This is a genomic window from Patulibacter minatonensis DSM 18081 (assembly GCF_000519325.1).
In the GTDB taxonomy this organism is placed as follows: domain Bacteria; phylum Actinomycetota; class Thermoleophilia; order Solirubrobacterales; family Solirubrobacteraceae; genus Patulibacter; species Patulibacter minatonensis.
In genome coordinates this window covers 3,409,970-3,432,079 of sequence record NZ_KI912613.1, presented here as the reverse complement: position 1 = coordinate 3,432,079, position 22,110 = coordinate 3,409,970, and the positions used below count along the sequence as shown (strand labels likewise).

Genomic DNA, 22,110 nt, shown 5'->3' with positions numbered 1-22,110 from the left:
GTCGCATGAGCACCACCCAGAGCACCCCCGAGACCGCCGGCTCCCACCACGGCCGGCTCGAGCGCAAGGTCGCCGTCATCACCGGCTCGGCGTCCGGCATCGGGGCGGAGACCGCGAAGGTCTTCCGCGAGCAGGGCGCCACCGTCGTCGGCTTCGACCTGACCGCCGACCAGCCCCAGGTCGACCTCGCGATCCAGGGCGACGTCACGTCGGGCGCGGACGTCGCCGCCGCCTACGCGCAGGTGCGCGAGACGTACGGCACGATCGACGTCCTCTTCAACAACGCCGGCATCTCGCCGCCCGACGACGACTCGATCCTCGAGACGGAGGAGGACGCCTGGCAGCGCGTCCAGGACGTCAACCTGAAGTCCGTCTACCTCTGCTGCAAGCACGGGATCCCGCACCTGCTGGAGACCGGCGGCGGGTCGATCATCAACACCGCGTCGTTCGTCGCCCTGATGGGGGCCGCGACGTCGCAGATCGCCTACACCGCGTCGAAGGGCGGCGTGCTGTCGATGAGCCGCGAGCTCGGCGTGCAGTTCGCCCGCCAGGGCGTCCGGGTCAACGCGCTCTGCCCCGGCCCGGTCGACACGCCGCTGCTGCGCGAGCTCTACGCCAACGACGCCGAGGCCGCGAACCGCCGCCTCGTCCACGTGCCGATGGGCCGCTTCGCCCAGGCCCGGGAGCTCGCCAACGCCGTGCTGTTCCTGGCGTCGGACGAGTCGAGCTTCATCACCGCGTCGACGTTCATGGTCGACGGCGGGCTGACGGCCGCCTACGTCACGCCGATCTAGCTGCGAGGCCCGGAGTCGGCACGTCCGCTCGACGGCGAGCTCAACGCGGCAGCGCCACGATCGCCTCGATCTCCACCTGCGCGCCCTTCGGCAGCGCCGCCACGCCCAGCGCCAGACGGGCCGGCGGGTCGTCCGCGAAGAACGAGGCGTAGACCTCCCCGACCTCGGCGAACGCGCCGATGTCGGTCAGGTAGACCGTGCACCGGACCGCGTCGGCGAGCCGACCCCCGGCGCCCTCGGCGACGACGGCGAGGTTCTCGAGGCACTGCCGCGCCTGATCCGCCGGCGTCTCGCCCACGAGCTCGCCGGACTCCGGATCCAGCGGGATCTGGCCGGAGCAGAACAGCAGCCCCCCGGAGGCGACGGCGTGGACGTACGGGCCGATCGCGGGCGGGGCGCCCGGGACGACGAAGGGGTGGCGGTCGATGGGCATCGCGGTGGAGCTCCGGCGGAGGGGGGTGGGAACGCGCGGAACGTTACCCCCGCACCCCGGTAGGTTCCGTCGCGTGTCCCGCTTCCTCCCCCGCACGATCGCGCTCGTCCCGGCGCTCGTCGCGCTCACCGTCCTCGCGCCGTCGGCGTCCGCCGCGCTGCCCTGCGGCGACCAGGACCTGGGGCGCACCCGGTGCAGCCGCGTCCTGGTCCCCCTCGACCGGACCGGCGCCGTCGAGGGCCGCGTCGGGCTGTCGGTCCGCACGATCCAGCTCGGGGAGCGGCGGAAGAAGGTCCGCCGCGAGGGCGTCCTCTTCCTCGCGGGCGGCCCGGGTCAGGCGGCGACCTCCCTCGCCGCGGACGTCGCACCGATCCTGAAGCCGCTGCTGCGCAGGCGGGACCTCGTCACCGTCGACACCCGCGGCACCGGTCGCTCGACCGACCTGATCGTCTGCCCCGAGCTCGAGACGTCCGCGGTCACCGGGCTGTCCGAGCCCGAGAGCTTCCGGTCGTGCGCGCGGCGGCTCGGCCCGGCGGTCGACCGGTACGGCACCGCCGACGTCGTGGAGGACCTCGAGGCCGTCCGGCGCGCCGGCGGCTACGACAAGCTGCTCGTCGTCGGGGTCTCGTACGGCACCTACACCGCGCAGCGCTACGCCGCCGCGCACCCCGACCGCGTGTCGGGCCTGATCCTGGACTCCTCGGTCGACCCGACCGGCGACGACCCGTTCTCCCTGGCCACGTTCCGGGCCCTCCCGAGGGCGCTGGACCACGCCTGCGACCGCAGGGCCTGCCGCGGCGTGACGACCGACGTCGCGGGCGACCTCGCACGCGTCCAGCGCGCGCTGCCGCTGGTCACGAAGGTCGACGACGGGAAGGGCCGGCGTCGCGCCGCCCGGCTCGACGCCCCCACGGTGATCTCGCTGGTCCAGGCCGGGGACCTCGACCCGATGCTCCGCGCGGCGCTCCCCGCGGCACTGCGGCGCGCCGGCGAGGGCGACCCCGCACCGCTCGGGCGGCTGGCCCGCGAGGCCGGGCTGCTCGTCCTCCCGGAGGATGACGAGGACCCCGCGGCCGGCGCCGCGTCCGCCACGAGCATCAGCACCGGCAGCTACGTGGCCACCGTCTGTCGCGACACGCACCAGCCGTGGGCCGCCGGGACGCCGATCGGGGCGCCCCGCCGGAACGCCGCGATCGCCGCGCTGGACGCCGTGCCGTCCGCGGCGCGCGGCGGCTGGGTGGCGGGCGACCTCGTCGACCTGACGCCGTCGGGCATCTGCGCCGAGTGGCCGGGCACCCCCGACGACCTGTCCGTCGGTCCCGCCCCCGACGTCCCGACCCTCGTGCTGAGCGGCGAGGACGACACCCGGACGTCGCCCGAGGAGGCCCGCCGCGTGGCCGCCCGGCACCCCGGGACGCAGCTCCTGTCGGTCCCGGACCAGGGCCACTCGGTCCTCGGGTCCGGGCGCGGATGCGTCACGACCGCGCTGAAGGCGTTCGCGGCCGGCCGGCCGCTCGGCCGCTGCCACCACCCGAACGCGCTCGTGAAGGCGACGCCGCTGGCCCCGTCGTCGCCCGCGGGCCTGGGGTCCACCCCCGCGGCCCGCGCCAGGGCGGTCGCGCGGGCGACGGTGCTCGACGCGATCCGCTCCGCGCTCCTGGCGTCGATCGGCAACCTCGGGGACACGCTGGTGCTCGACGCCGACGAGCAGCCGACCAAGGTCGCGGGCCTGCGCAGCGGCTCGGCGACGCTGTCGGCGAGCGGCACCCTCCGCCTGCGGCGGATGGGCTTCGTGCCCGGCACGTCCGTCACCACGGTCGCCGCCGAGCAGCGACGGATCCGCGTGCAGGTGCGCGGCACGGGCCTCCGGCCGGGCACCTACTCGATCCCCAACCCGCTGGTCGACGCCGCCGCGATCTACGAGGCGCTGGGGGTCGACCCGGACTCCGTGGACGACCTGGGCCTCTCGGTCTCCCGCGCCGTCCGCCGGATCGCGGAGCGCTGACGGCCGCGCCCCGGGCACGGACGGCGGAGCGTCGCCCACCGCCGCAGAGGGTCACGGCCACGGGCTATGGTCCGGTCCCGGCATCCCGCCCGCAGTCCCCCTGGAGCAGCATGATCCGTCGTCCCCTCGCCATCGGTCCAGCCCTCGGCGTCGCCGTCCTCCTCGTGCTCCCGGCCGGCGCCGGCGCGGTCACGGGGACGGTCGACGGCGAGTGCGCCTCGAACCTGCCGAGCAGCACGCGCGACGAGCCGATCGTCACGACGCTCGCCGGCGGGGCACCGGGGTCGTCGTACACGGTGCTGGCGGCGCTCCCCGGGAAGAAGGCGGGCTCGGCCGGGTCCGTCGCGGGCGTGTTCGACGCCGCCGGCGGTGCGACCGCCTCCATCACGAGCCTCTTCGGCCTCGGATCGAGGCCCTCGGCCGGTCGGACCCTGGAGCTGGCGGTCCGCGAGGCCTCGGGCGTCGTGACCCCGATCGCCGAGACGCTGGTCACGAACTACACGATCGCCGTCGCCGGCCGACCGACGAGCCCGACGGAGAAGCGCCTCGTCACCGTGTCCGGGACGCCGCTGGCGGGGCAGCGGCTGTACGGGTTCGTCGTCCGGAAGGGCGGGAGCAGGTCGCTGCGGCGCGTCTCGCTCGGCGTCGCCGACGCGTGCGGCCACGCCCGCGCCCGCGTCGCGCTCGCCCCGTCGCGCTCCGCGCGCGGCACGTACCGGCTGTACGTCGGTCCGGGGAAGACCCTGCGCCGGACGGCCGCGACGACGCTGGTCCAAGGCTTCACGATCACCGGCCGCTGACCCGGCGGGACACCGTCCACCGCCCCTCCCGCCGGGGTCCCGCGCCGCCGGAGCGCCACCCTCACGAAGCTCTCACGTCGGAAACGCCTGCGTGGACATAGAGTTTCGCCCACGGACGACGCCACACCCCGCGTCGTCGAATCCCCTCGTCAGGAGCACCATGTCCCGCCCTCTCGCCCTCGCCGCCGCGCCCGCACTCGCGATGCTCGGCATCGCCGCCGTCCCGACCGTCGCGTCCGCCGCGACGATCGCCCCGAGCGCTCCGTGCTACGCCTCCCAGTACCGCCCCACCAGCGCAGGGGGCACCCAGTACCAGCCGATCACCGGCACCATCACCGGCGGCACGCCCGGCGGCCGATTCCAGATCTCGGGCGTCGGCGGCAAGGCCGGCTTCCAGTCCGGCAACTTCGACGCCGCCGGCAACGCGACCTACACCCTCAGCGAGGGCTTCAGCACCGCCGGGATCTACCCGAGCGCCGGACGGACGGTCAAGCTCGAGGTCAAGGAGTTCGGCGCGAGCGGCACGCTGACCACCGGGACGACGTCGATCAAGACCTCGACGATCGCGATCGACGTCGCGCTGCGCCCGCGCAGCCCCCGGAGCAAGCGCGTCGTCCGCGTCTCCGCCCCCGCCTTCGCCGGCCAGAAGCTCTACGGCTTCATCGTCCGCGGCAAGAGCGGCAAGAAGGTGCTCCGCAAGTTCTCGCTCGGCACGGGCAACACCTGCGGCTACGCGCGCACCCGCGCCGTCGTCGCCCCGCGGAACTACGCGACCGGCAACTACTACCTCTACATCAACGCCGGCTCCAAGCTGAACAAGGACAAGGCGATCGGCAACGGCTTCCGCATCCGCCGCTCCGCCTTCTGACGGGCGGCGCCAGCGAACGACGAGGGGCCGGCGATCCGCCGGCCCTTCGTCGTTCTCGCCCACCGACGCGGTGCGGGTGGATGCCAGGTGTTCGTGGACCGAGGAGGTCGTGATTCCGTGCCCGCCCGCCCCGAGAGCTGTGCACCCGCACTGCCGAGCGTCGCCCGTGCCGAGATCCGAAGCGTCCACGGACGCCTGGCGCCGCCCGCTAGAGGACGGGGAGGTACCGGTCGAGCTCCCACTGCGTGACCTGCACGCGGTAGTCCTCCCACTCCTCGCGCTTGATCTCCACGAAGCGGTCGAGGGTGTGCTCGCCGAGCGCCTTGAGCACGAGCTCGGACTCGGCCGCCAGCTCGACGGCCTCGCCGAGGGTCTCGGGCAGCTGCTCGATGCCCAGGCGACGGCGGTCGTCGGGCGACAGGTGGTAGAGGTTGCGCTCCATCGGCTCGGGCAGCTCGTAGCCCTTCTCGATGCCGTCGAGGCCCGCGTGCAGGAGCAGCGCGAACGTCAGGTACGGGTTGCAGCCGGGGTCCGGGCAGCGCAGCTCCATCCGCGTCGCCTGCTCCTTGCCCGGGTGGTACATCGGCACGCGGACGAGCGCGGAGCGGTTGCGGCGCGACCAGGCGACGTAGACCGGGGCCTCGTAGCCGGGCGCGAGGCGCTTGTAGCTGTTGACCCACTGCGCGTAGACGGCCGACATCTCGCGCGCGTGGCGGAGCTGCCCGGCGATGAACGCCTTGCCGATGTCGGACAGGTAGTAGCGGTCGTTCGCGTCGTAGAACGCGTTGCGGCCGCCCTGGAACAGCGACAGGTGCGTGTGCATCCCGGAGCCGTTCTCGCCCGTCAGCGGCTTGGGCATGAAGGTCGCGTGCCAGCCGTGCTGCATCGCGATCTCCTTGACCGTCAGCCGGTAGGTCATGCAGTCGTCCGCCATCTTCAGGGCGTCCGCGTACCGGATGTCGATCTCGTGCTGCGAGGGGCCGCCCTCGTGGTGGCTGTACTCGACCTTCATCCCCAGCGCCTCGAGCGCCAGCGACGTGTCGCGGCGGACGTCGGACCCGGCGTCCAGCGCGGTGAGGTCGAAGTAGCCGCCCTCGTCGAGGACCTCGGTGTCCTTGCTGTCCTTGAAGAGGTAGTACTCGAGCTCGGGACCGACGTTGAAGACGTCGAAGCCCATCTTCTCCGCGCGCTTGATCGCGCGCTTGAGGATGTACCGCGGATCCCCCTCGTACGGGGTGCGCTCGGGGGTCAGGACGTCGCAGAAGATGCGGGCGACGCCCTCGTTCTTCGGGGCCCACGGCAGGACGGCGAAGGTCTCCGGGTCCGGCATGGCGATCATGTCGGACTCCTCGACGGCGTTGAAGCCGGTGATCGACGAGCCGTCGAAGCCCATCCCGCCCTCGAACGCGTCGTCGAGGTCCGACGCGTTGACCGAGAACGACTTCAGGCGGCCGAGGATGTCGGTGAACCACATCCGGACGAAGCGGATGTCCTGCTCCGCCACCAGGGCCTTGATGTCCTCTGGGGTGCGCGGGGTCTCGGGCACGGTGTCGATCGCTCCTGTGGTTCGGGGGTCCGGACGGACCGGAGCGCGTCCACCGCGCGCTCGCCGACCGGAAAGGCTAGCCGAGCCGGTGGTCGTCGGCCGACGGACCGGCGGCGACGGCCAGCGACCCGCTGCCCCCGCAGTCCATCCAGCGCTGGCCCCAGTGCTCGAGCGCGCGCACGACGGGCGCCAGGTCGCGGCCCTTCGGCGTCAGCGCGTACTCCACGCGGACGGGCGGCCCGGCGTGCACCTCACGCCCCAGGAGCTGCTCGACCTCGAGCTCGCGCAGGCGCTGGGAGAGGACGCGGTCGGAGAGTCCCGGGACGGCCGCCCGCAGCTCGCTGAAGCGGCGCGGGGCGTCCTCCGCCAGGAGGACCGCGACGATCGCTCCCGTCCACCGGCGGCCGATCAGCTCGACCGCGCGGTGGTACTGCGGGCAGCAGCCCCCGGTGCCCTCCCCCGGGATCACGCCGCTCGGAGCTGGCGCGATTCCTCGGTCGAGCCGTCCACGGGGACGTCGCCCGCGATGTTCACGAGCGCGGAGAACACCTCCACGGATGCGAAGGCGATGGCCTCGAGGAGCTCCTCCTCGGTCCAGCCGATCTCGAGCGCCTCCTCCTGGAGGGCCGCCGGCGGCTGGCTGCGCTTGCGGAGCAGGTGCCCGACGTACCGGAGCATGACGTCCTGCTTCTCGTCCGCCGACGCGAAGTTCCGGGCGAGCTTGACCTCGTCGATCCCGATGCCGTTCTGCCGCGCCAAGCGCTGGTGCATCTTCACGCCGGGGGTGGAGCGGAAGTGCTCGGCGACGGCGAGCGACAGGCGCTCCTTCGTCGGCACGTCGAGGATGCCGTGCCGCAGCTCGCCGGCGAACCGGGCGTAGCCGCGGAGCGCGGCGGGCGACCCGGCCAGCACACCGACGAGGTTCGGCAGCTGTCCCGCGGACGCGAGCGCGCCCTTGATGACGGGGAGCGAGCCCTCGGGGGCGGAGAGGTCGTCGTGGATGGTGAAGCGGCTCATGGCAGTCGGCATGACGAACCTTCCGAAGGGATTTACCGGTGCTTCACAAAGTGAAGCGACGAACAAGATGTAAGTGTACTCGTCCGTCGGCGGATCGCAAACGACTTCTCCGGAGGGTCACGAGGACCGCGTCCGTCGTCGGCCCGTCGGCCCCGCGAAGCCCGATCCGGACCGCCGGGTGAGCGGTCCGTACCCGCCCGGACGCGCGCCGGAACGCGGGCTCCGCAGTTGGCGCACGACCACTCGCGATCCGTCCACCCCGCCGAGAGGGGTCGGGTCCGTCGGACCCTCCGACCGCCGGCCACGAGGTTCGGGCGGTGGCCGCCACCTTGGCGCGTCGGCGCTCGCGACGTCGCCTGCCGCGTTTCGGTCTCGTGAACGAGGGAACGGGTGCGCGATGAGCTCGACGCTGTTGCGGAAGAAATCGGTCGCGGCGTCGATCGCGGACACCGAGGACCCAGAGCACGGCCTGAAGAAGGAGATGGGGGCAGGCCAGCTCACCATCTTCGGCATCGGCGTCATCGTCGGCACCGGGATCTTCGTGCTGACGGGCGTGGCAGCCGCGGAGAAGGCCGGCCCCGCCGCCCCGCTCTCGTTCGTGGTCGCAGCGATCGCGTGCGGCCTGGCGGCGCTCTGCTACGCCGAGTTCGCGTCGTCGGTCCCGGTCGCCGGGTCCGCCTACACGTTCTCCTACACGTCGCTGGGCGAGATCTTCGCCTGGATCATCGGCTGGGACCTGATCCTCGAGTTCGCGTTCGGTGCCGCGACCGTGGCGAAGGGGTGGTCGGGCTACTTCGAGCGATTGATGGACGACATCGGCATCCACCTCCCGTCCTCGATCGCCGGGCAGGAGGCGGGCTTCAACATCCCCGCGGTCGTGATCGTCGCGATCGTCGCGTCGATTCTGATCGTCGGCATCCGCGAGAGCTCCCGGATGAACATCGTGGTGGTGGCGGTCAAGCTCTCCGTCGTCCTCCTCGTGATCGTCCTCGGGTTCTTCTACGTGAAGACCGGCAACTGGTCGCCGTTCATCCCGGACCAGACGGCCGGCGCCGCCAAGTCCGCGCTCGACGAGAAGCCCCTGATCCAGGAGATCCTCGGACAACCGACCAGCGCGTTCGGCGTGCCCGGGATCTTCTTCGGGGCGTCGCTCGTGTTCTTCGCCTTCATCGGCTTCGACATCGTCGCCACGGCCGCGGAGGAGACGAAGAACCCGCAGCGCGATCTGCCGATCGGCATCTTCGCATCGTTGTTCATCTGCACGATCCTCTACGTGCTGGTCAGTCTCGTGGTCACCGGGATGGTGCCGTACAAGGACCTCGGCAGCCCGGACGCCGTCGGTGCGCCGCTGGCGTACGCCTTCAAGGTCAACGGCGTCGACTGGGCGTCGACCGTGATCTCGATCGGGGCACTCGCCGGATTGACCTCGACCGTGCTGATCCTCATGTACGGCCAGTCGCGCGTGTTCTTCTCGATGGGCCGCGACGGGCTGCTGCCGCCGTGGCTGTCGAAGGTCCACCCCACCTACAAGACCCCGTACCGGATCACGGTCATCACGGCGATCGCCGTGGCGCTGCTCGCCGCGTTCCTCCCCCTCAAGGTCCTGGGCGAGGCGACGAACATCGGCACGCTCTTCGCGTTCATCCTCGTGGCGGTCGCCGTGCCGATCCTGCGCAAGGCGCAACCGGACCTGAAACGCCCCTTCCGGACGCCGTGGGTGCCGCTCGTCCCGATCGCGGCGGTCATCGCCTGCCTCTGGCTGATGCTGAACCTGCCGGTCGGCACGTGGATCCGGCTCGTCGTGTGGATGGCGATCGGCTTCGTCGTGTACTTCCTCTACGCCCGGAAGCACAGCCGGCTCGCCCGCCCGGAGGCCGAGCAGCACGAGCCGGCGACCTAGGTCGCGGGCCCGGCGGCCGGGTCGGAGGATGCCGTGCCGCTCGGGGCCGGTCGCGTCGCGGGACGTCCGTGGTCGCCGGCGGGCCGGTCGTGCGCGGGAGACCCTGCGACGGAGCCGGTGCGCGCGGTGCGCGACTACCGGTGCGACGCCACGTGGTCGGCGACCACGGCGGCGTCGGAGTTGCTCACCGCGGCGAGCACCAGGAACAGACCGAGCAGCGCCGCGTAGAGCAGGAGCTTCTCGGGGCGGGCGAGCAGGTGGTTCTTGCGCCGGCGCGCGGGACGCGCACCGGGGCGGCGGGCGACGGACCGCCCGGGCGCCTGACGCGGAGCGCCGACCTCGCGCGAGCGCTCGCGGGCGCGGCGATGCGTGTCGCGCTCGCGGTCGAGCTCGCGCTCGGACGGTGCGAACGGCGACTCGTCGACCCAGCCGAACTCCTCCGGCTCGGCACGGCGCTGCCGGGCGCGGCGCTCCTGCGCTGATGCGCGGGCCGCGGCGGCACGGCGACGACGGGCAGCACCGGCGGAGTACTCGTCGCGCGACCGCGACGGAGCGTCGTCGACCGTGCGCCGACGCGTATCGCGGTGGCGGTACTCCTGTGCGTCGGCCCACCAGGGCTGGTCGCGTTCGGTCGACATGGTGCTGGGGCGCCTTGCGGCGAGCCCCTCCGAAGATCCACCGGCGGAAAGGCCCGTGTGCGTCCTCGATGAGGTTCCCGCGCTCCCGGTCGCCGGCGGCATGGCGTACCACCGGGAGTCGGCGTGGCCGCAGGATAGCAGCGCTGACGGCACCCGCAAGGGTGCTGGGCCGCACAGACCGCTGCAAGATTCCTTCCAGATGCGGGAAGTTCTTGTGCGAGGGGGTGGATCGTGGCAGGTTCGCGCGCGCGACGGCGTCCCGAGCGGTGGTCCCCTGGAGGACCCCACGGCGGTCGTCCGACGGCCGCTGACGGACCGGTGGGGACGACCGGCGTCCGTGCTCATCGCCGGCGCCCCTGGCCGAAGTTCATCGCCGACGGGGCGACCTCGCGGAAGCCCCGGGACGGACGGGACGACGGGGCGTCCCCGACCGGCCGCGGACCGGGCAGGTCGCCCCGCACGCCCGTGCCCCCGGATCCGCCGCCCGCGGGCGCGACGCCCCCGCCGACGGCCACCAGTCCGGTGCGCGCCTGCTCCTGCCGCCACCGCTCGAGCTCCTCGGGCGTGAGCCGGTGCAGGCGGGCGACCTCGGTCGCCGCCTGCCGCCGGGCCTCGGGGACCACGTCGTCGAGCGCCCGGAGACGCCGGACCAGCACGTTGATCTGCCCACCCGCGGCCGGATGGCGCTCGAGGCGCCCCTCGGCGACGACCAGGGGCTCGGTCCGGACGGCCAGACGCTCGCGGGCGTAGACCGCCGGCGGGATCACGAGGTTGACGGTGCCCTGCTCGTCCTCGAGCAACAGGAAGACCACGCCCTTGGCGCTGCCCGGCCGCTGCCGGGCGAGGACCAGGCCGCCGACCTGCACCGCGCTGCCGTGGCGCAGCCTCCGGAGGTCGGCGCTCGTGGCCATCCGGCGATCCGCCAACCGGGGGCGCAGCAGGCCCAGGGGGTGGATCCCGGTGGTCAGGGCCGTCGTCTCGTAGTCCGCGATCAGGCGGTCCCAGTCCGTCATGGCCGCGAGGTCGGGCTGCTCGGGGGCCTCGAGCCCGAGCGCCAGCTGCGTGCCGGCCGCCACCCGACGACCGGGCGCGACCGCGCCGACCCGCCAGAGCGCCGCGCGCCGCGCTCGGGACTCCCCCACGCCGTCGTCGATCGCGAGCCCGTCGCAGGCCCCCGACCACGCGAGGGTCTCCAGCGACGGCAACCCGCCGCCGAGCCGGCCGACCATGTCGGTCAGGGACGCCCACGGACCGTTCGCGTCCCGCTCCTCCACGAGCTGCCCGACGTCCTCCGCCCGCACCCCGCGGACGTAGCCCAGGCCGATCCGCACGGCACCGTCGTCCTCGACCGTGCAGTGGTCGCGGCTGATCCGGACGTCCGGCGGCCGCACCGTGATGCCGCGGCGCTGGGCGTCGTGGACGAGCGCGTCCGGCGGGTAGAACCCCATCGGCTGCTCGTCGAGCAGCGAGCAGAGGAACTCCTCGCCGTAGTGCACCCGCAGCCAGGTCGATTGGTACGCGAGCAGCCCGAACGCGGCGCCGTGGGCCTTGGGGAAGCCGAAGCCGGAGAACCCGCGGACCATGTCCCACACCTGGCGCGCGAGCTCCTCGGAGACGTCCCCGTGCTTGTCCTGCGCCCCGGCCACGAAGTCGGCGAAGTGGGCGTCCAGGGCCTCCTGCGAGCGCTTGCGGCTCATCGCCCGGCGCAGGCCCTCCGCCTGCCCGGCGGTGAAGCCCGCGAACGCCATCGAGACGTCGATCACCTGGTCCTGGAAGATGATCGTCCCGAGCGTCTGCCCGAGCGGCTCCTGGAGCGACGGGTGCAGGTACGGCACACGGTACGACGGGTCGGCCAGGAGCCGCTGCCGCCGCTCGATGTACGGGTTGACCGCGCCGCCCTGGATCGGCCCGGGGCGGACGAGCGCCACCTGGATCGTCAGATCCTCGAGGTTCCGCGGCTGCGTCCGGAGCAGCGACCCCATCTGCGCGCGGCTCTCGATCTGGAAGACGCCGGTGGTCTCGGCCTTCCGGATCGTCTCGAAGGTCTGCCGGTCGTCGAGCGGGATCCGCGACAGGTCGATCTGCTCGCCCCGGCGCTCGGAGATCAGCTCGACGCAGCGCTCGACGCTCGAGAGCATGCCCAGGCCGAGCAGGTCGATCTTCAGGAAGCCGGCGTCGGAGCAGGAGTCCTTGTCCCACATGACCATCTGCCGGCCCTCCATCGACGCCGGGACGACGGGGCAGCAGTCGATCAAGGGCCGGGTGGCGACGACCATCCCGCCGGAGTGCTGCGAGAGGTGCCGCGGCAGCCCGTGCGCGAGGCTCGAGAGCTTCGCCAGCCACTCCCAGCGGTTGCGGGGCGGGCCCTCGGGATCGAACGGCACGCCCGCGGGCATGTCGCGGGTGTCCAGGACGCCGCCGCCCGGGACGCCCCACGGGTCCTGCAGCGTGCGGCCCTCGCTGTCGCCCGGATAGCCGGGATGCCCCGGCGCGCCGCGGCCGCCGAGCGGTCCGCCGGCGACGTAGGCCGGGTGCCAGCCGCCCGGCATCCCACCCTGGAAGTCGCCGGTCACGGGGAACGGCACGCCGCGGTCGCCGACCTCGTGCCGCGCGGCGTGCCGTGCGGTCGCGCGCTCCTCGCGCTTGGACGGGTGCCCCGGATCGCCCGGGTGCGTCGACGGGTACGGCGTGTCCACCCCGTAGACGCCGCCCCCCGGTCCGCCGTCCCCGCCGGGGAACCCGTCACCGCCCGCCACGTGGGCGCCGTCCTCCCCCAGCGCCATCGCGATGTCGCCCGCGACCCCGTGCCCGGACCAGCCCTCCGACGCGCGGGCGACGCGCTCGAGCTCGGCCGCCGGCAGGCCGAGCGCCGCGCCGATCTCGCGGATCGCCCCACGGGCGCGGTACGTCGGGAACGCCGCGACGAGGGCCGCGCGCTCGTTGCCGAAGCGCTCGTGGACGCGCGGGATGAGCTTGGCCCGGATGTCGCGCGGGAAGTCGAGGTCGATGTCCGGGACGCCCGAGACGTCGTCGTTGAGGAAGCGCCCGAGCGACAGCCCGGCCTCGATCGGGTCCACGTGCGAGAGGCCCGTGAGGTAGCAGACGATCGACGAGACCGAGGACCCCCGGCCGCGTCCGGGAGGCAGCACCGCCCGCGCCGCCGAGGGGCCGCGGACCTCGAGCGCGACGCCGCGGGCGAGCTCCAGGATCTCGTGGTGGAGCACGAAGAACCCGGGCAGGTCGAGCCGGCCGATGAGCGCGAGCTCCTCCTCCAGCCGCGTCCGGGCGTCCTCCCGGTGCCGGTGACCGACCGGGTAGCGCTCGGCGAACGCGGCCTCGCAGACGCCGGCCAGCGCCTTCCCGGCGAGGACGTCCTCCGCACCGGGGTAGTGGTAGCCGAGGTCCTGGGTCAGGTCGAAGCGCAGGCGCTCGGCCAGGCGGACGGACTCCGCCACGGCCTCGGGGTGGTCCTCGAGCCGCGCGACCATCGCCTTCGGCGGGGCGAGCACGTGGCTGTGGTTGCCGCGCCGGGCGGGCTCGGACGCGTCGAGCGTCGTGTGCCTCCGGATCGCGACCAAGGCGTCCTGCAGCAGCGCGCGCTCCTTCGAGTGCGCGTGGACGTCGCCCGTCGCCACGCACCGCAGCCCGAGCCGGCGGGCGAGGTACTCGCGGCGACGGGTGCGCTCGCGGTCGCCGCGAAGGTAGCGGCGCCCGATCTCGACGTAGAGGTCCTCCTCGCCGAAGACGTCGCGCAGCATCCACAGCGTCGACTCCTCCTCGACCCCGTGGTCGGCGCAGCCGCTCAGGCACACGAGCCCGTCGTGGGCGTCGCAGACGTCGGCGATGGTCACCCACGGCGCGGTGCGCACCCGCCGGGGGTGGTCGCGCGTGTGCTGATGGGCCTTCGTCAGGAGCCGGCAGAGGCTGGCCCAGCCGCGGGCGTCCTTGACCAGCAGCGTCAGGTGGCGGCGGGTCTCCGGGTCGGGCTCCATGTCCGCCGGCGGCAGCGGCGGGCCCTTCGGGTCGATCCGCACCGTGACCTCGGCCCCGTGGATGGCCCGGATCCCGGCCGCCGCACAGGCGTGGGCGAACTCCATCGACCCCGAGACGGTGTCGTGGTCCGTCAGCGCCAGGGCGTCGTGCCCCTGCCGCGCGGCCGCCAGCGCGAGCTCCTCGGGCAGCGACGCCCCGTCCAGGAATGAGTAGGCCGAGTGGCAGTGCAGCTCGACGTAGGGGGCGGCGGACACGAACACATGTTCGCATCACCGCCGGACGTCTCCGGCCCGTCGCGGTGCCCGCGCGAGAACCCCTGGAAACCGCCGAGAACCGCGCCCCCGCCCTCGCACGCACCCGCCCCGAGGACGCCGTGGACGACCGGCGCGGAGCGCGTCCGTCAGCCCCGCGGGACGCAGTCCCCGCGGTCCTCCCAGAGCCCTCCCGGGGGCTTGCTCCGGGCCCGCAGGAGCCGCTCGCTGCGGTGCGTGTCCTGGTCGCGCAGCCCGAGCTTCAGCCCGAGCGCGATCTCGTGGTCGAAGCCGTCCGTCTCGCTCGCGGTGCCGTACTCGCGCTGGTCGACCCAGCCCTCCTCCGTCGCCCACCGCGCGAGGACGCCCGCGACCTCGCGCACCTGCCCGACCCGGCCGGTGAGCAGGCCGCCGAGGACGAAGTCCACGCCGTCCCGGACCGCCGGGCGGGTCAGGTCGATCCGGAGCTGGACGTCACGCCGGCGCGACCCCTTCCGGTCGGCGAGGCTGCCGAACAGCCGGAGCTCCCGCGGCCGCCGGTCGCGGTCGAGGACGAGCGTGGCCGACGGCTCGAGCGCCACCGCCCCGCCGAGCTTCAGCCCGAGCGGCCCCGCGACGTCCGCGGCGGCCGACGCCGAGATCGCCAGGCTCGCGGTGATCCGCCCCGTCCGGCGGTCGCGGGTGCCCTCGCCCGCCAGGGCCAGGCGCCCTCCCGCGGACGCCGAGCCGACGTGCTCGACCTCCCCGGACGCCGAGATCGCCCCGCTCGCGCCGAGGCGGATCCGGTCGACGTCCGGGACCCGGACGCGCTCCTTCGCCTTCAACCGCGAGACGAAGCCCGCGACGTCCGCACCGGGCGGGAGCTCCCAGGTCCGCCCCCAGCCCCCGCGCAGCCGGCCCTCGATCGCGACCGGCCCGCCCTCGTCCCGCTGCACCCGCACCCCGGGGCGACCGCTCGACCCGCGATCGCCCTTCGTCGACCGCCCCGAGCCGAAGCGGGCGCCGATCGAGAGCCCGGCACCACCGTCGACGTCGTCGTACGCGGTGACCGCGACCGACCCGTCCGACCGGCGCTCGACCGTGACCGTGCGGTCCTTCCCGAGCCGCCAGAAGGCGATGCTCACGCCCTTGGAGCTCTGGTCCTCGTCGACCGCCACCGTGCAGGGCTGCCGCTCGTGGAAGTCCGCGCATTCGTCCCCGCCCGCGACACAGATGGCCCGCCGGATCCCGGAGTGGACGCCGTTGACGACCCCCGCCCCGCTGAACCTGGCGGCGGCCCAGGCGGCCCCGGTGAGGACGACGAGGACGAGCGCGACGATCGCCGCGAACTCGACGCTCGCCTGCCCGCGCTCGCCGGGACGTGGGGACGGACGGGACGACATGGGCCGGAGCGTCGCGCGGACCGCTGCGGCGACCCAAGGGGCGCTCCGTGCCGGAGCTGCACCGGACCTGCGCCGGATCCGTCATCGCGAGCGCCACCACCCCCCGTCGACGAGATCGCGGTGGACGACGACCGCCCGGCCGCGGGCGGTGACGACCTCCCACATCCGCCGGCGCATCGGACGGTCCGTCCACCAGCGGTCCTCGAGCAGCCAGGTCTCCACCACGCCGTCCACGGCCTCGCCGTCGACCGTCAGCGGCCGCCCGTCCGCGGCCGCGTCGACCACCGCGGGCCGGGGCTCGCCGAGGCGACGGACGGTCCCGGCGGACGCACGTCGGGAGGGATCAGGAGGCACGAACACATGTTCGCACGACCCGCGGCGGACGACACCCGCGATTCACGTGACCTTCACCCCGTGATTACATCGCCCCCCATGGCGCGCCTCACGAAGGTCTTCACGGGCCGCGACACGCGGTACTTCGAGCTGTTCGAGGAGTCGTCGCGCAACGCGGTGAAGGCGGCGGAGCTGCTCGCCCACTTCCTCCACGAGCTCCCCGACGCCCCCGAGGTCGCGCGCGAGATCAGCCGGGTCGAGAGCGACACCGACCGGATCACGCACGACATCATCAGCCACCTGAACCAGACGTTCGTCACGCCGATCGAGCGCGAGGACATCCTGGAGCTGGCGTCGGCGCAGGACGACATCGTCGACCTCATCGACGAGACCGCCGATCTGATCCTGCTCTACAAGGTCGAGGCCCCGATGGAGCAGGCCCACGGGCTCTGCGACATCCTGCTCGAGGCCACCAAGGCGCTCGAGGCCGGCATGCCCCGCCTGCGCGACTTCGGCGACATCCGGCACTACACCGTCGAGGTCAACCGGCTGGAGAACGACGGCGACCGCCTCTCGCGCGCCGCGATCGCCGGGCTCTTCGACGGCGGCATCGACCCGATGGTCGTGATCCGCTGGAAGGACATCTTCGAGCGGCTCGAGGACGGGATCGACTCGTGCGAGCGGGTCGCGAACATCCTGGAAGGCATCGTCATCAAGAACCGATAGCCGGTCCGTACCGCCCGCTCTCGGCTCCTCATGGCCTCCGATCTCCTCCTCGTCATCGTCGTCGTCGCCGCCCTGGCGTTCGACTTCACGAACGGGTTCCACGACACCGCGAACGTCGTCGCGACCTCGATCTCCACGCGCGCACTGCCGCCACGACTGGCGATCGCGATCGCGGCGGTCCTGAACTTCGTCGGCGCCTTCCTCTCCCTGAAGGTCGCCGCCACGATCGCGGGAGGCATCGTCGACTCCGGGTCGATCACCCTCCAGGTGGTCTTCGCCGGCCTCGTCGGCGCGATCTCCTGGAACATGCTCACGTGGTGGCTCGGCCTGCCGTCGAGCTCGTCGCACGCCCTGATCGGCGGCGTCGTCGGCGCGATGCTCGTCGCCCACGGCACCGGGGCGATCAACGGCGAGGGCCTGCTCGGCAAGGTCCTGATCCCCGGCCTCGTCGCCCCCGTCCTGGCCTTCGGCGTCGCCGGCGTCGCGATCCTCTGCATCTACCGGATCGTCGGACGACAGCGACCGGGCCCCACGACCCGCGGGTTCCGGCTCGGCCAGATCGCCTCCGGCTCGCTGCTCGCGCTCGCCCACGGCACGAACGACGCCCAGAAGACGATGGGCATCATCACGCTCGCCCTCGTCGCCCACGGCTCGCTGAACGGCGCGAGCCCGGACGTGCCGTTCTGGGTCGTCATCGCCTCCGCCTCCGCGATCGCCCTGGGGACGTACTCCGGCGGCTGGCGGATCATCCGCACCATGGGCTCGAAGATCATCAAGATGGACGCCGCCCAGGGCTTCGCGGCCCAGGGCTCCGGCGCCGCCGTGATCCTCGCCGCCACCCACGTCGGGTTCCCGCTCTCGACGACGCACGTGATCTCCGGCGGCGTCGTCGGTGCCGGCGCCGCCAAGCGCCTGTCGGCCGTCAAGTGGGGCGTCGCGGGCAACATGGCCGTCGCCTGGGTCCTGACGATCCCGGCCGCCGGGCTGACCGGCGGCGTCGCCTACGGGATCTCGCACCTGGCGGGCGGCGGCACCCGCGGGCCGATCGCCGTCTGCGTCGTGATCGCCCTGCTGGTGGCGTTCCTCCTCCGGTCCCGCCGCGTGCGCACCCCGCCGCCGATCGCCGAGGGGGCCGCGTCGTGAGGCCGGTGCCCGTCCTCGCGGAGATCGCCTGGGACGACCTGCTCGAGGTCCTCTGGGTCGGGGCGCTCGCGGGCGTCGGGGTCGCGATCGCCTTCGCGTTCCTCGTCCGCGGCGTGATCCAGGTCGGCGCCGCCCGACGGGAGGGCCGGCCCGGGGCCGTGCTGCCCAACGCGGCCCTCGCGGCGGTCTCGGGCGCGGTCTGCCTCGCGGCGGTGATCTTCGCGGTCTACGAGATGGTCACCGGCTAGGGAGAAGGTGCGGTCCCCGCCTCGTGCGTCTCGGGTCCGGGGCGCATCGGACTGCGGCCGGGCGCGTGGCATCCGCAGGCTCACGCCTGGAAGGGCGTCAGCGCCATCCGCCGCTCGGTCACCCGGGACTCCGGGTCGACCGCGACGACGCGCAGCGCGCCCTCCGGGCCCGCGACCTCACGGACCTGGCGGACGGCCTCCCGCAGCCGCGCGAGGCGGATCGCGGCGTCCTCCTCCAGCAGCGGGCGGTCCGCCGGGACGGGCACGCCGAAGCCGTCGACCCGGAGCGCCAGGCGCTCCGCCGGCGAGGGCAGGAGCGCCAGCCGCGGGCCGAGCGCCAGGCGGATCCGCCCGGCGTCGGCCATCGCCTCGCGCAGCACGACGCGCTCCTGCCACGTGCCGCGCTCGACGAGCGACGCCTGCAGCAGCAGCGACCGCACCGGCCGGTGCCGCCGGCCCGGATCGGCCAGGACGCGGTCGATCAGGAGCCCCAGCGCGTGGCCGAGCTGATCGCCCGACGCGGCCTCCGGCAGCAGCAGGTCGGCCTCGATCCGGGTCGACGGATCACGCGGACGCAGCGGGGCCTCGTGCCCGTGCAGGAGCTCGTGCGCGTCGAGCCCCCGGCGCCCGAAGCGCGCGCCGACCGTGCCCGCGGGGAGCGCCCGCAGCTCGCCGAGCGTGGAGATCCCGAGCCGCTCGAGGGTCGGGATCAGCCGCTCGAACCCGGGGCGCTGCGCGAGCGCGGAGACCGGCTCGTCCGCCAGCGCCCCCAGCTCGACGACCCCGCCCGCCGCGGGCGACGCGAGCACCACCGGCCGGCGGACCCGGGCGCGCCCCGCCGCCGCGCGCGACAGGAAGCGGGTGGGCGCCGCGCCGATCCGCACCGGCATGCGCAGCGCGCCCCGGACCGCCGCGACGGTGCCGTCCAGCGACCCGCCGTGCAGCCGCCGCACCGACGAGGCGAGGAACCACGCCGTCCCGACCTCGGCGTCCAGCGCGACGGCGTCGCCGCCGCGCGAGGAGACGTCGCGCGCCGCGACGTCCTGTGCCGTCTCGACCGCCGCCCCGATGCCCTCCAGCCGGCCGACGAGCTCGTCCCACCGCGCCTGGACCGCGACGGGATCCGGCGGCAGCAGCCGGAGCGCCGGGCAGCGGGCTAGCGCCTCGCCCAGCGGCAGGCCCCGGCGCACCCCCGCGGCCTCCGCTGCGGGCGAGACCTCGCCGACCACGGCCGTCCGCCCCGGCTCGGGCGCCAGCGCGACGGGCTCGGCCAGGAGCTCTCCGCGACCGTCCGCCGCCATCACGAGCGGGAACCGCGGCAGGTGGACACAGATCACCGACGACACGAACGCATGTTCGCATCACGGGCGGACGGGAGACGCCGCCCGGTACCCTCCTCCGGTGGCCGCTCCCGAACCCCCTGCAAGCGGGCACGTCCCGCCGGGATCCCCGACCGGGACACCGGCCTCCGGCCCCGCGTCGGACGGCGCTCCGTCGGGCGTGCCGACCGCCACGGCGCCGGCCGGCGACCCGTCGCGCCGCACGATCCTCATGGACTTCGACGGCGTGATCGTGCGGGAGGACTCGCTGGGCGGGCTCCTCCGCCACCACCTGCTGCGCGCGCCGTGGCGCGTCCCCGGCTTCCTCGTCGCCACCTCGGCGCTCGTCCCGATGATCGGGGTCCCGGCGTCCCGCTCCCGGGGCCTCAAGCTGCTGCTGCGGGCGGGGTTCGCCGGCCTGTCGCTCGACCAGTACCGGGTGCGGGCCACCGCCTTCGGGACGGCGCTCGCCGCCCGGCCCGGCGCCCTGCTGGACGACGGGGTCGCCGCCGCCCGCGCCCACCTGACCGCCGGGGACCGCGTCGTGGTCGTGACCGGCAGCGAGGCCACCCTCGCCCGGGCCGTGCTCGACGCCGCCGGTCTGCAGGACGCCGAACTCGTCGCGTCCCGGATCGGCCGGACGCCGTTCGGCCTCGCGTTCGAGGTCCACGCCTACGGGCCCCAGAAGGTCCGGGAGCTCGCCGCGGTCGGCATCGAGCCGCCGTGGGACGTCGCCTACAGCGACTCGTCCGCCGACCTCCCGATGCTGCGGGGCGCCCGGTCCGCGGTGCTCGTCAACGTCGGCGAGCGCAGCGGCGCCCGCGTCCGCAGCGCGATGCCGGGCCGCGTCACGGACGTGCGCTGGGACTGATCGCGGCGCCGACCCTCAGCGCCGGAAGAGGTCCCCCATCCGCACCGCGAGGGCCAGGTCGCCCTCGAGGTCCAGCCGCCCGTCGAGGAGCGCGTCGCCCGCGTCGAGCTGTCCGGCGACGAGGCGCAGCAGGTCGTCGGGGGTCGTGCGGAGGACCAGCGTCGGGGCCGGCGCGGGACCGCGGCGGGCGGTGGCGCGCAGCGGGCCGGCGGAGACCGTCCAGGCGCGCCGCGAGCCGCGCGGGCCGACGAGGTCGAACTGCAGGTCGCCGCGCAGGTCGCCCGAGCGGGCGGCCGACCGCAGCGAGCGGGCCATGCCGCGGAAGACGACGAGCATCGCGGCCTCGCTGGCGACCGTCCGGCGGACGACGGTCGGCGAGCCCTTGTCGAGGATCGCGGTCAGGGCCGCGGAGCCGCGTCGGCCCGCCGCGGCCTTCAGGCGCTCCGCCGGCGGGCGCCGGACGGGCCGGACGCCCCCCGGGACGGGGTTGCGGTGGCCCGATCCCGCGCCGTTCTGCGACGGCGCGTCGTCGGCGCCGACCGCGCCGGACACGCTGCCCATGCCGATCGCCGGAGCCGGGACGTCGTCGAGCGGCCCGTCCTCGCGCGGCAGGACGACGGTGTCCCGGGGCGCGGGCGCCGGCCGGCGACGGCGCAGCGCGGCCTCCAGCGCGGCGTCCTCGCCCTCCACGACGTCGTCGTCCTCGTCGTCCGCGAGCTCGGGCAGGACCTCGCGCCCGAGCAACGCGAGCGACCGCAGGACCGCGTCGGCGTCGGCCAGCCCGAGCGGCGGCGCGAGCACGACCTCGTCGACCCCGGCGTCCCGGTAGCGCCCGAGGAGCTCGAGCACCTGCTCGGGGTCGCCGATCGCGCCGCGCACGCTGCCCCCGACGCGGGCGGACAGCGCGCCCTCCGGGCTCGCGAGGACCGGAGCGGGGTCGTGCCCGGTCGTGGTGCGCAGGCGCGCGAACTCGTCGGCCGCGTGGGTTCGGCCGGGCCGGTGCGCGCCGAACCGCTCGTGGTGGTCGCGCAGGTGCAGCTGCAGGTGCACGGCGTCCAGGCCCTCCGCCAGCGCCGTCGTGGCGTCGGCGGCGACGTGGACGGGGAGCACGACCGCAACGCCGGTCTCGATCGCCGCGCCGAGCGGACGACAGCCGGCGCCGCGCTGCACGGCGCGGTGCTCGGCGACCCACTCCGCGGCCTCGTCGGGCTCGAGCAGGGTGCGCACGAACGCCCCCAGCCCGCCCTCCGCCGCGACCCGCACGTCGGCCGGGCGGTCGCAGGCGCGCCAGAGCGCCGGGTGCGGACGCTGGTGCGGACGCGGGACGAGCTGGCGGACGGGCAGGCCGTCCGGCTCGTCCTCGCCGAGGAACGGCTGCTCCGCCAGCAGCCGGGCGACGCGCTCGATCTGCCGGTCGGCGTCGGCGCGGCTCGGGGCCCGGGCGATCCCGAAGGCGCCCAGCTCGATCGCGGCGCGCGGATCGGCGAACGCGACCGCGGTCCGTCCGCCCGAGAGCGCGTCGAGCGCCGCCACCGCCGACGCGGCGCGGGCGGGGTGCTGGACGTTCGGGTGCGCGAGCAGCGGCCCGACGCCGAGGCCGATCCGCCGGGTCCGGGCGGCGATCGCGCCGAGCACGACCTCGGGCGGCCCGGCGTGGTGGCGCTCCTCCTGGAGGTGGTGCTCCGGGGCCCACACGCGGTGGAAGCCCTGCGCCTCGGCCCGGACCGCGGTCTCGACGAGCTCGCGGATGCGTCGACCGTCGCCGTTGGGGATCCAGGGCCGCGGGTGCGGCGCCTCGAGCAGGAGCGCGAACCGCATCCGGTGCGACGCTACGAGGTCCGCA

The 22,110-nt window shown here is 74.6% G+C and carries 19 protein-coding genes; 9 read left to right on the top strand and 10 right to left on the bottom strand.

Features of this window, described 5'->3' with window-relative positions; genetic code table 11:
- Nucleotides 1-5 precede the first annotated feature (5 nt).
- Nucleotides 6-794, top strand: coding sequence for a 3-oxoacyl-ACP reductase (locus PATMI_RS0115840; RefSeq protein ID WP_051471784.1), 789 nt, complete (start codon nucleotides 6-8; stop codon nucleotides 792-794).
- A gap of 40 nt (nucleotides 795-834) precedes the next feature.
- Here PATMI_RS0115840 and PATMI_RS0115835 read toward each other — a convergent pair whose 3' ends face one another.
- Complete coding sequence (locus PATMI_RS0115835; protein ID WP_051471783.1) at nucleotides 835-1,227, bottom strand: Rid family detoxifying hydrolase; 393 nt, start codon at nucleotides 1,225-1,227, stop codon at nucleotides 835-837.
- 73 nt (nucleotides 1,228-1,300) lie between these two features.
- Here PATMI_RS0115835 and PATMI_RS0115830 point away from each other — a divergent pair, with 73 nt between their 5' ends.
- The 3 genes from PATMI_RS0115830 (at nucleotide 1,301) to PATMI_RS0115820 (ending at nucleotide 4,900) form a co-directional block, all read left to right on the top strand.
- The gene (locus PATMI_RS0115830; protein ID WP_026911588.1) at nucleotides 1,301-3,232 is read left to right on the top strand and encodes an alpha/beta fold hydrolase; all 1,932 of its coding nucleotides are present in this window, start codon (nucleotides 1,301-1,303) and stop codon (nucleotides 3,230-3,232) included.
- Nucleotides 3,233-3,342: 110 nt separating this feature from the next.
- A complete protein-coding gene (locus PATMI_RS0115825) occupies nucleotides 3,343-4,032 on the top strand; it encodes a hypothetical protein (RefSeq protein WP_026911587.1) in 690 nt (229 codons plus the stop codon).
- A 160-nt stretch (nucleotides 4,033-4,192) separates the two neighbouring features.
- Nucleotides 4,193-4,900: a hypothetical protein gene (locus PATMI_RS0115820; protein WP_026911586.1), complete on the top strand. Its 708-nt coding sequence runs from the start codon at nucleotides 4,193-4,195 to the stop codon at nucleotides 4,898-4,900.
- Between the two features lie 208 nt (nucleotides 4,901-5,108).
- Here the strand turns inward: PATMI_RS0115820 and PATMI_RS0115815 are convergent, their stop codons facing one another.
- From PATMI_RS0115815 to PATMI_RS0115805, 3 genes are all read right to left on the bottom strand, one after another.
- Nucleotides 5,109-6,446: a glutamine synthetase family protein gene (locus tag PATMI_RS0115815; RefSeq protein WP_026911585.1), complete on the bottom strand. Its 1,338-nt coding sequence runs from the start codon at nucleotides 6,444-6,446 to the stop codon at nucleotides 5,109-5,111.
- 76 nt (nucleotides 6,447-6,522) lie between these two features.
- The gene (locus tag PATMI_RS0115810) at nucleotides 6,523-6,915 is read right to left on the bottom strand and encodes a winged helix-turn-helix transcriptional regulator (protein WP_026911584.1); all 393 of its coding nucleotides are present in this window, start codon (nucleotides 6,913-6,915) and stop codon (nucleotides 6,523-6,525) included.
- Nucleotides 6,912-7,463: a carboxymuconolactone decarboxylase family protein gene (locus PATMI_RS0115805; RefSeq protein ID WP_245604181.1), complete on the bottom strand. Its 552-nt coding sequence runs from the start codon at nucleotides 7,461-7,463 to the stop codon at nucleotides 6,912-6,914. The genes PATMI_RS0115810 and PATMI_RS0115805 overlap by 4 nt, the downstream gene beginning before the upstream one ends.
- A gap of 397 nt (nucleotides 7,464-7,860) precedes the next feature.
- Between PATMI_RS0115805 and PATMI_RS0115800 the strand changes: the two genes are divergently transcribed.
- A complete protein-coding gene (locus PATMI_RS0115800; protein WP_026911582.1) occupies nucleotides 7,861-9,363 on the top strand; it encodes an amino acid permease in 1,503 nt (500 codons plus the stop codon).
- A 134-nt stretch (nucleotides 9,364-9,497) separates the two neighbouring features.
- Here the strand turns inward: PATMI_RS0115800 and PATMI_RS0115795 are convergent, their stop codons facing one another.
- From PATMI_RS0115795 to PATMI_RS0115780, 4 genes are all read right to left on the bottom strand, one after another.
- The gene (locus tag PATMI_RS0115795) at nucleotides 9,498-10,001 is read right to left on the bottom strand and encodes a hypothetical protein (RefSeq protein ID WP_026911581.1); all 504 of its coding nucleotides are present in this window, start codon (nucleotides 9,999-10,001) and stop codon (nucleotides 9,498-9,500) included.
- Between the two features lie 341 nt (nucleotides 10,002-10,342).
- Nucleotides 10,343-14,248: a DNA polymerase III subunit alpha gene (locus PATMI_RS38285; protein WP_051471781.1), complete on the bottom strand. Its 3,906-nt coding sequence runs from the start codon at nucleotides 14,246-14,248 to the stop codon at nucleotides 10,343-10,345.
- A gap of 146 nt (nucleotides 14,249-14,394) precedes the next feature.
- Nucleotides 14,395-15,627, bottom strand: a complete 1,233-nt coding sequence (locus PATMI_RS0115785; protein ID WP_026911580.1) for a hypothetical protein — start codon at nucleotides 15,625-15,627, stop codon at nucleotides 14,395-14,397.
- Nucleotides 15,628-15,708: 81 nt separating this feature from the next.
- Nucleotides 15,709-15,981 carry a hypothetical protein gene (locus tag PATMI_RS0115780; protein ID WP_157260800.1) on the bottom strand — a complete coding sequence of 91 codons (273 nt, stop codon included), beginning with the start codon at nucleotides 15,979-15,981 and terminating at the stop codon, nucleotides 15,709-15,711.
- A gap of 78 nt (nucleotides 15,982-16,059) precedes the next feature.
- Between PATMI_RS0115780 and PATMI_RS0115775 the strand changes: the two genes are divergently transcribed.
- Genes PATMI_RS0115775 through PATMI_RS0115765 form a run of 3 tightly spaced genes read left to right on the top strand, consistent with a single transcriptional unit; the run spans nucleotide 16,060 to nucleotide 18,077 of the window.
- The gene (locus PATMI_RS0115775) at nucleotides 16,060-16,686 is read left to right on the top strand and encodes a DUF47 domain-containing protein (RefSeq protein WP_026911578.1); all 627 of its coding nucleotides are present in this window, start codon (nucleotides 16,060-16,062) and stop codon (nucleotides 16,684-16,686) included.
- A 30-nt stretch (nucleotides 16,687-16,716) separates the two neighbouring features.
- The gene (locus PATMI_RS0115770; RefSeq protein ID WP_026911577.1) at nucleotides 16,717-17,829 is read left to right on the top strand and encodes an inorganic phosphate transporter; all 1,113 of its coding nucleotides are present in this window, start codon (nucleotides 16,717-16,719) and stop codon (nucleotides 17,827-17,829) included.
- A complete protein-coding gene (locus PATMI_RS0115765) occupies nucleotides 17,826-18,077 on the top strand; it encodes a hypothetical protein (protein WP_157260799.1) in 252 nt (83 codons plus the stop codon). Before PATMI_RS0115770 ends, PATMI_RS0115765 begins: the two co-directional genes overlap by 4 nt.
- Before the next feature lie 80 nt (nucleotides 18,078-18,157).
- Here the strand turns inward: PATMI_RS0115765 and PATMI_RS0115760 are convergent, their stop codons facing one another.
- Entirely contained in the window at nucleotides 18,158-19,423 is a 1,266-nt protein-coding gene (locus PATMI_RS0115760; protein WP_026911575.1) for a Y-family DNA polymerase, read from the bottom strand.
- A gap of 154 nt (nucleotides 19,424-19,577) precedes the next feature.
- On the opposite strand from PATMI_RS0115760, the gene PATMI_RS30680 reads away from it, so the two are divergent.
- Entirely contained in the window at nucleotides 19,578-20,267 is a 690-nt protein-coding gene (locus tag PATMI_RS30680; protein ID WP_051471779.1) for an HAD family hydrolase, read from the top strand.
- Between the two features lie 15 nt (nucleotides 20,268-20,282).
- Here the strand turns inward: PATMI_RS30680 and PATMI_RS0115750 are convergent, their stop codons facing one another.
- A complete protein-coding gene (locus PATMI_RS0115750) occupies nucleotides 20,283-22,085 on the bottom strand; it encodes an LLM class flavin-dependent oxidoreductase (RefSeq protein WP_026911574.1) in 1,803 nt (600 codons plus the stop codon).
- Nucleotides 22,086-22,110 lie beyond the last annotated feature (25 nt).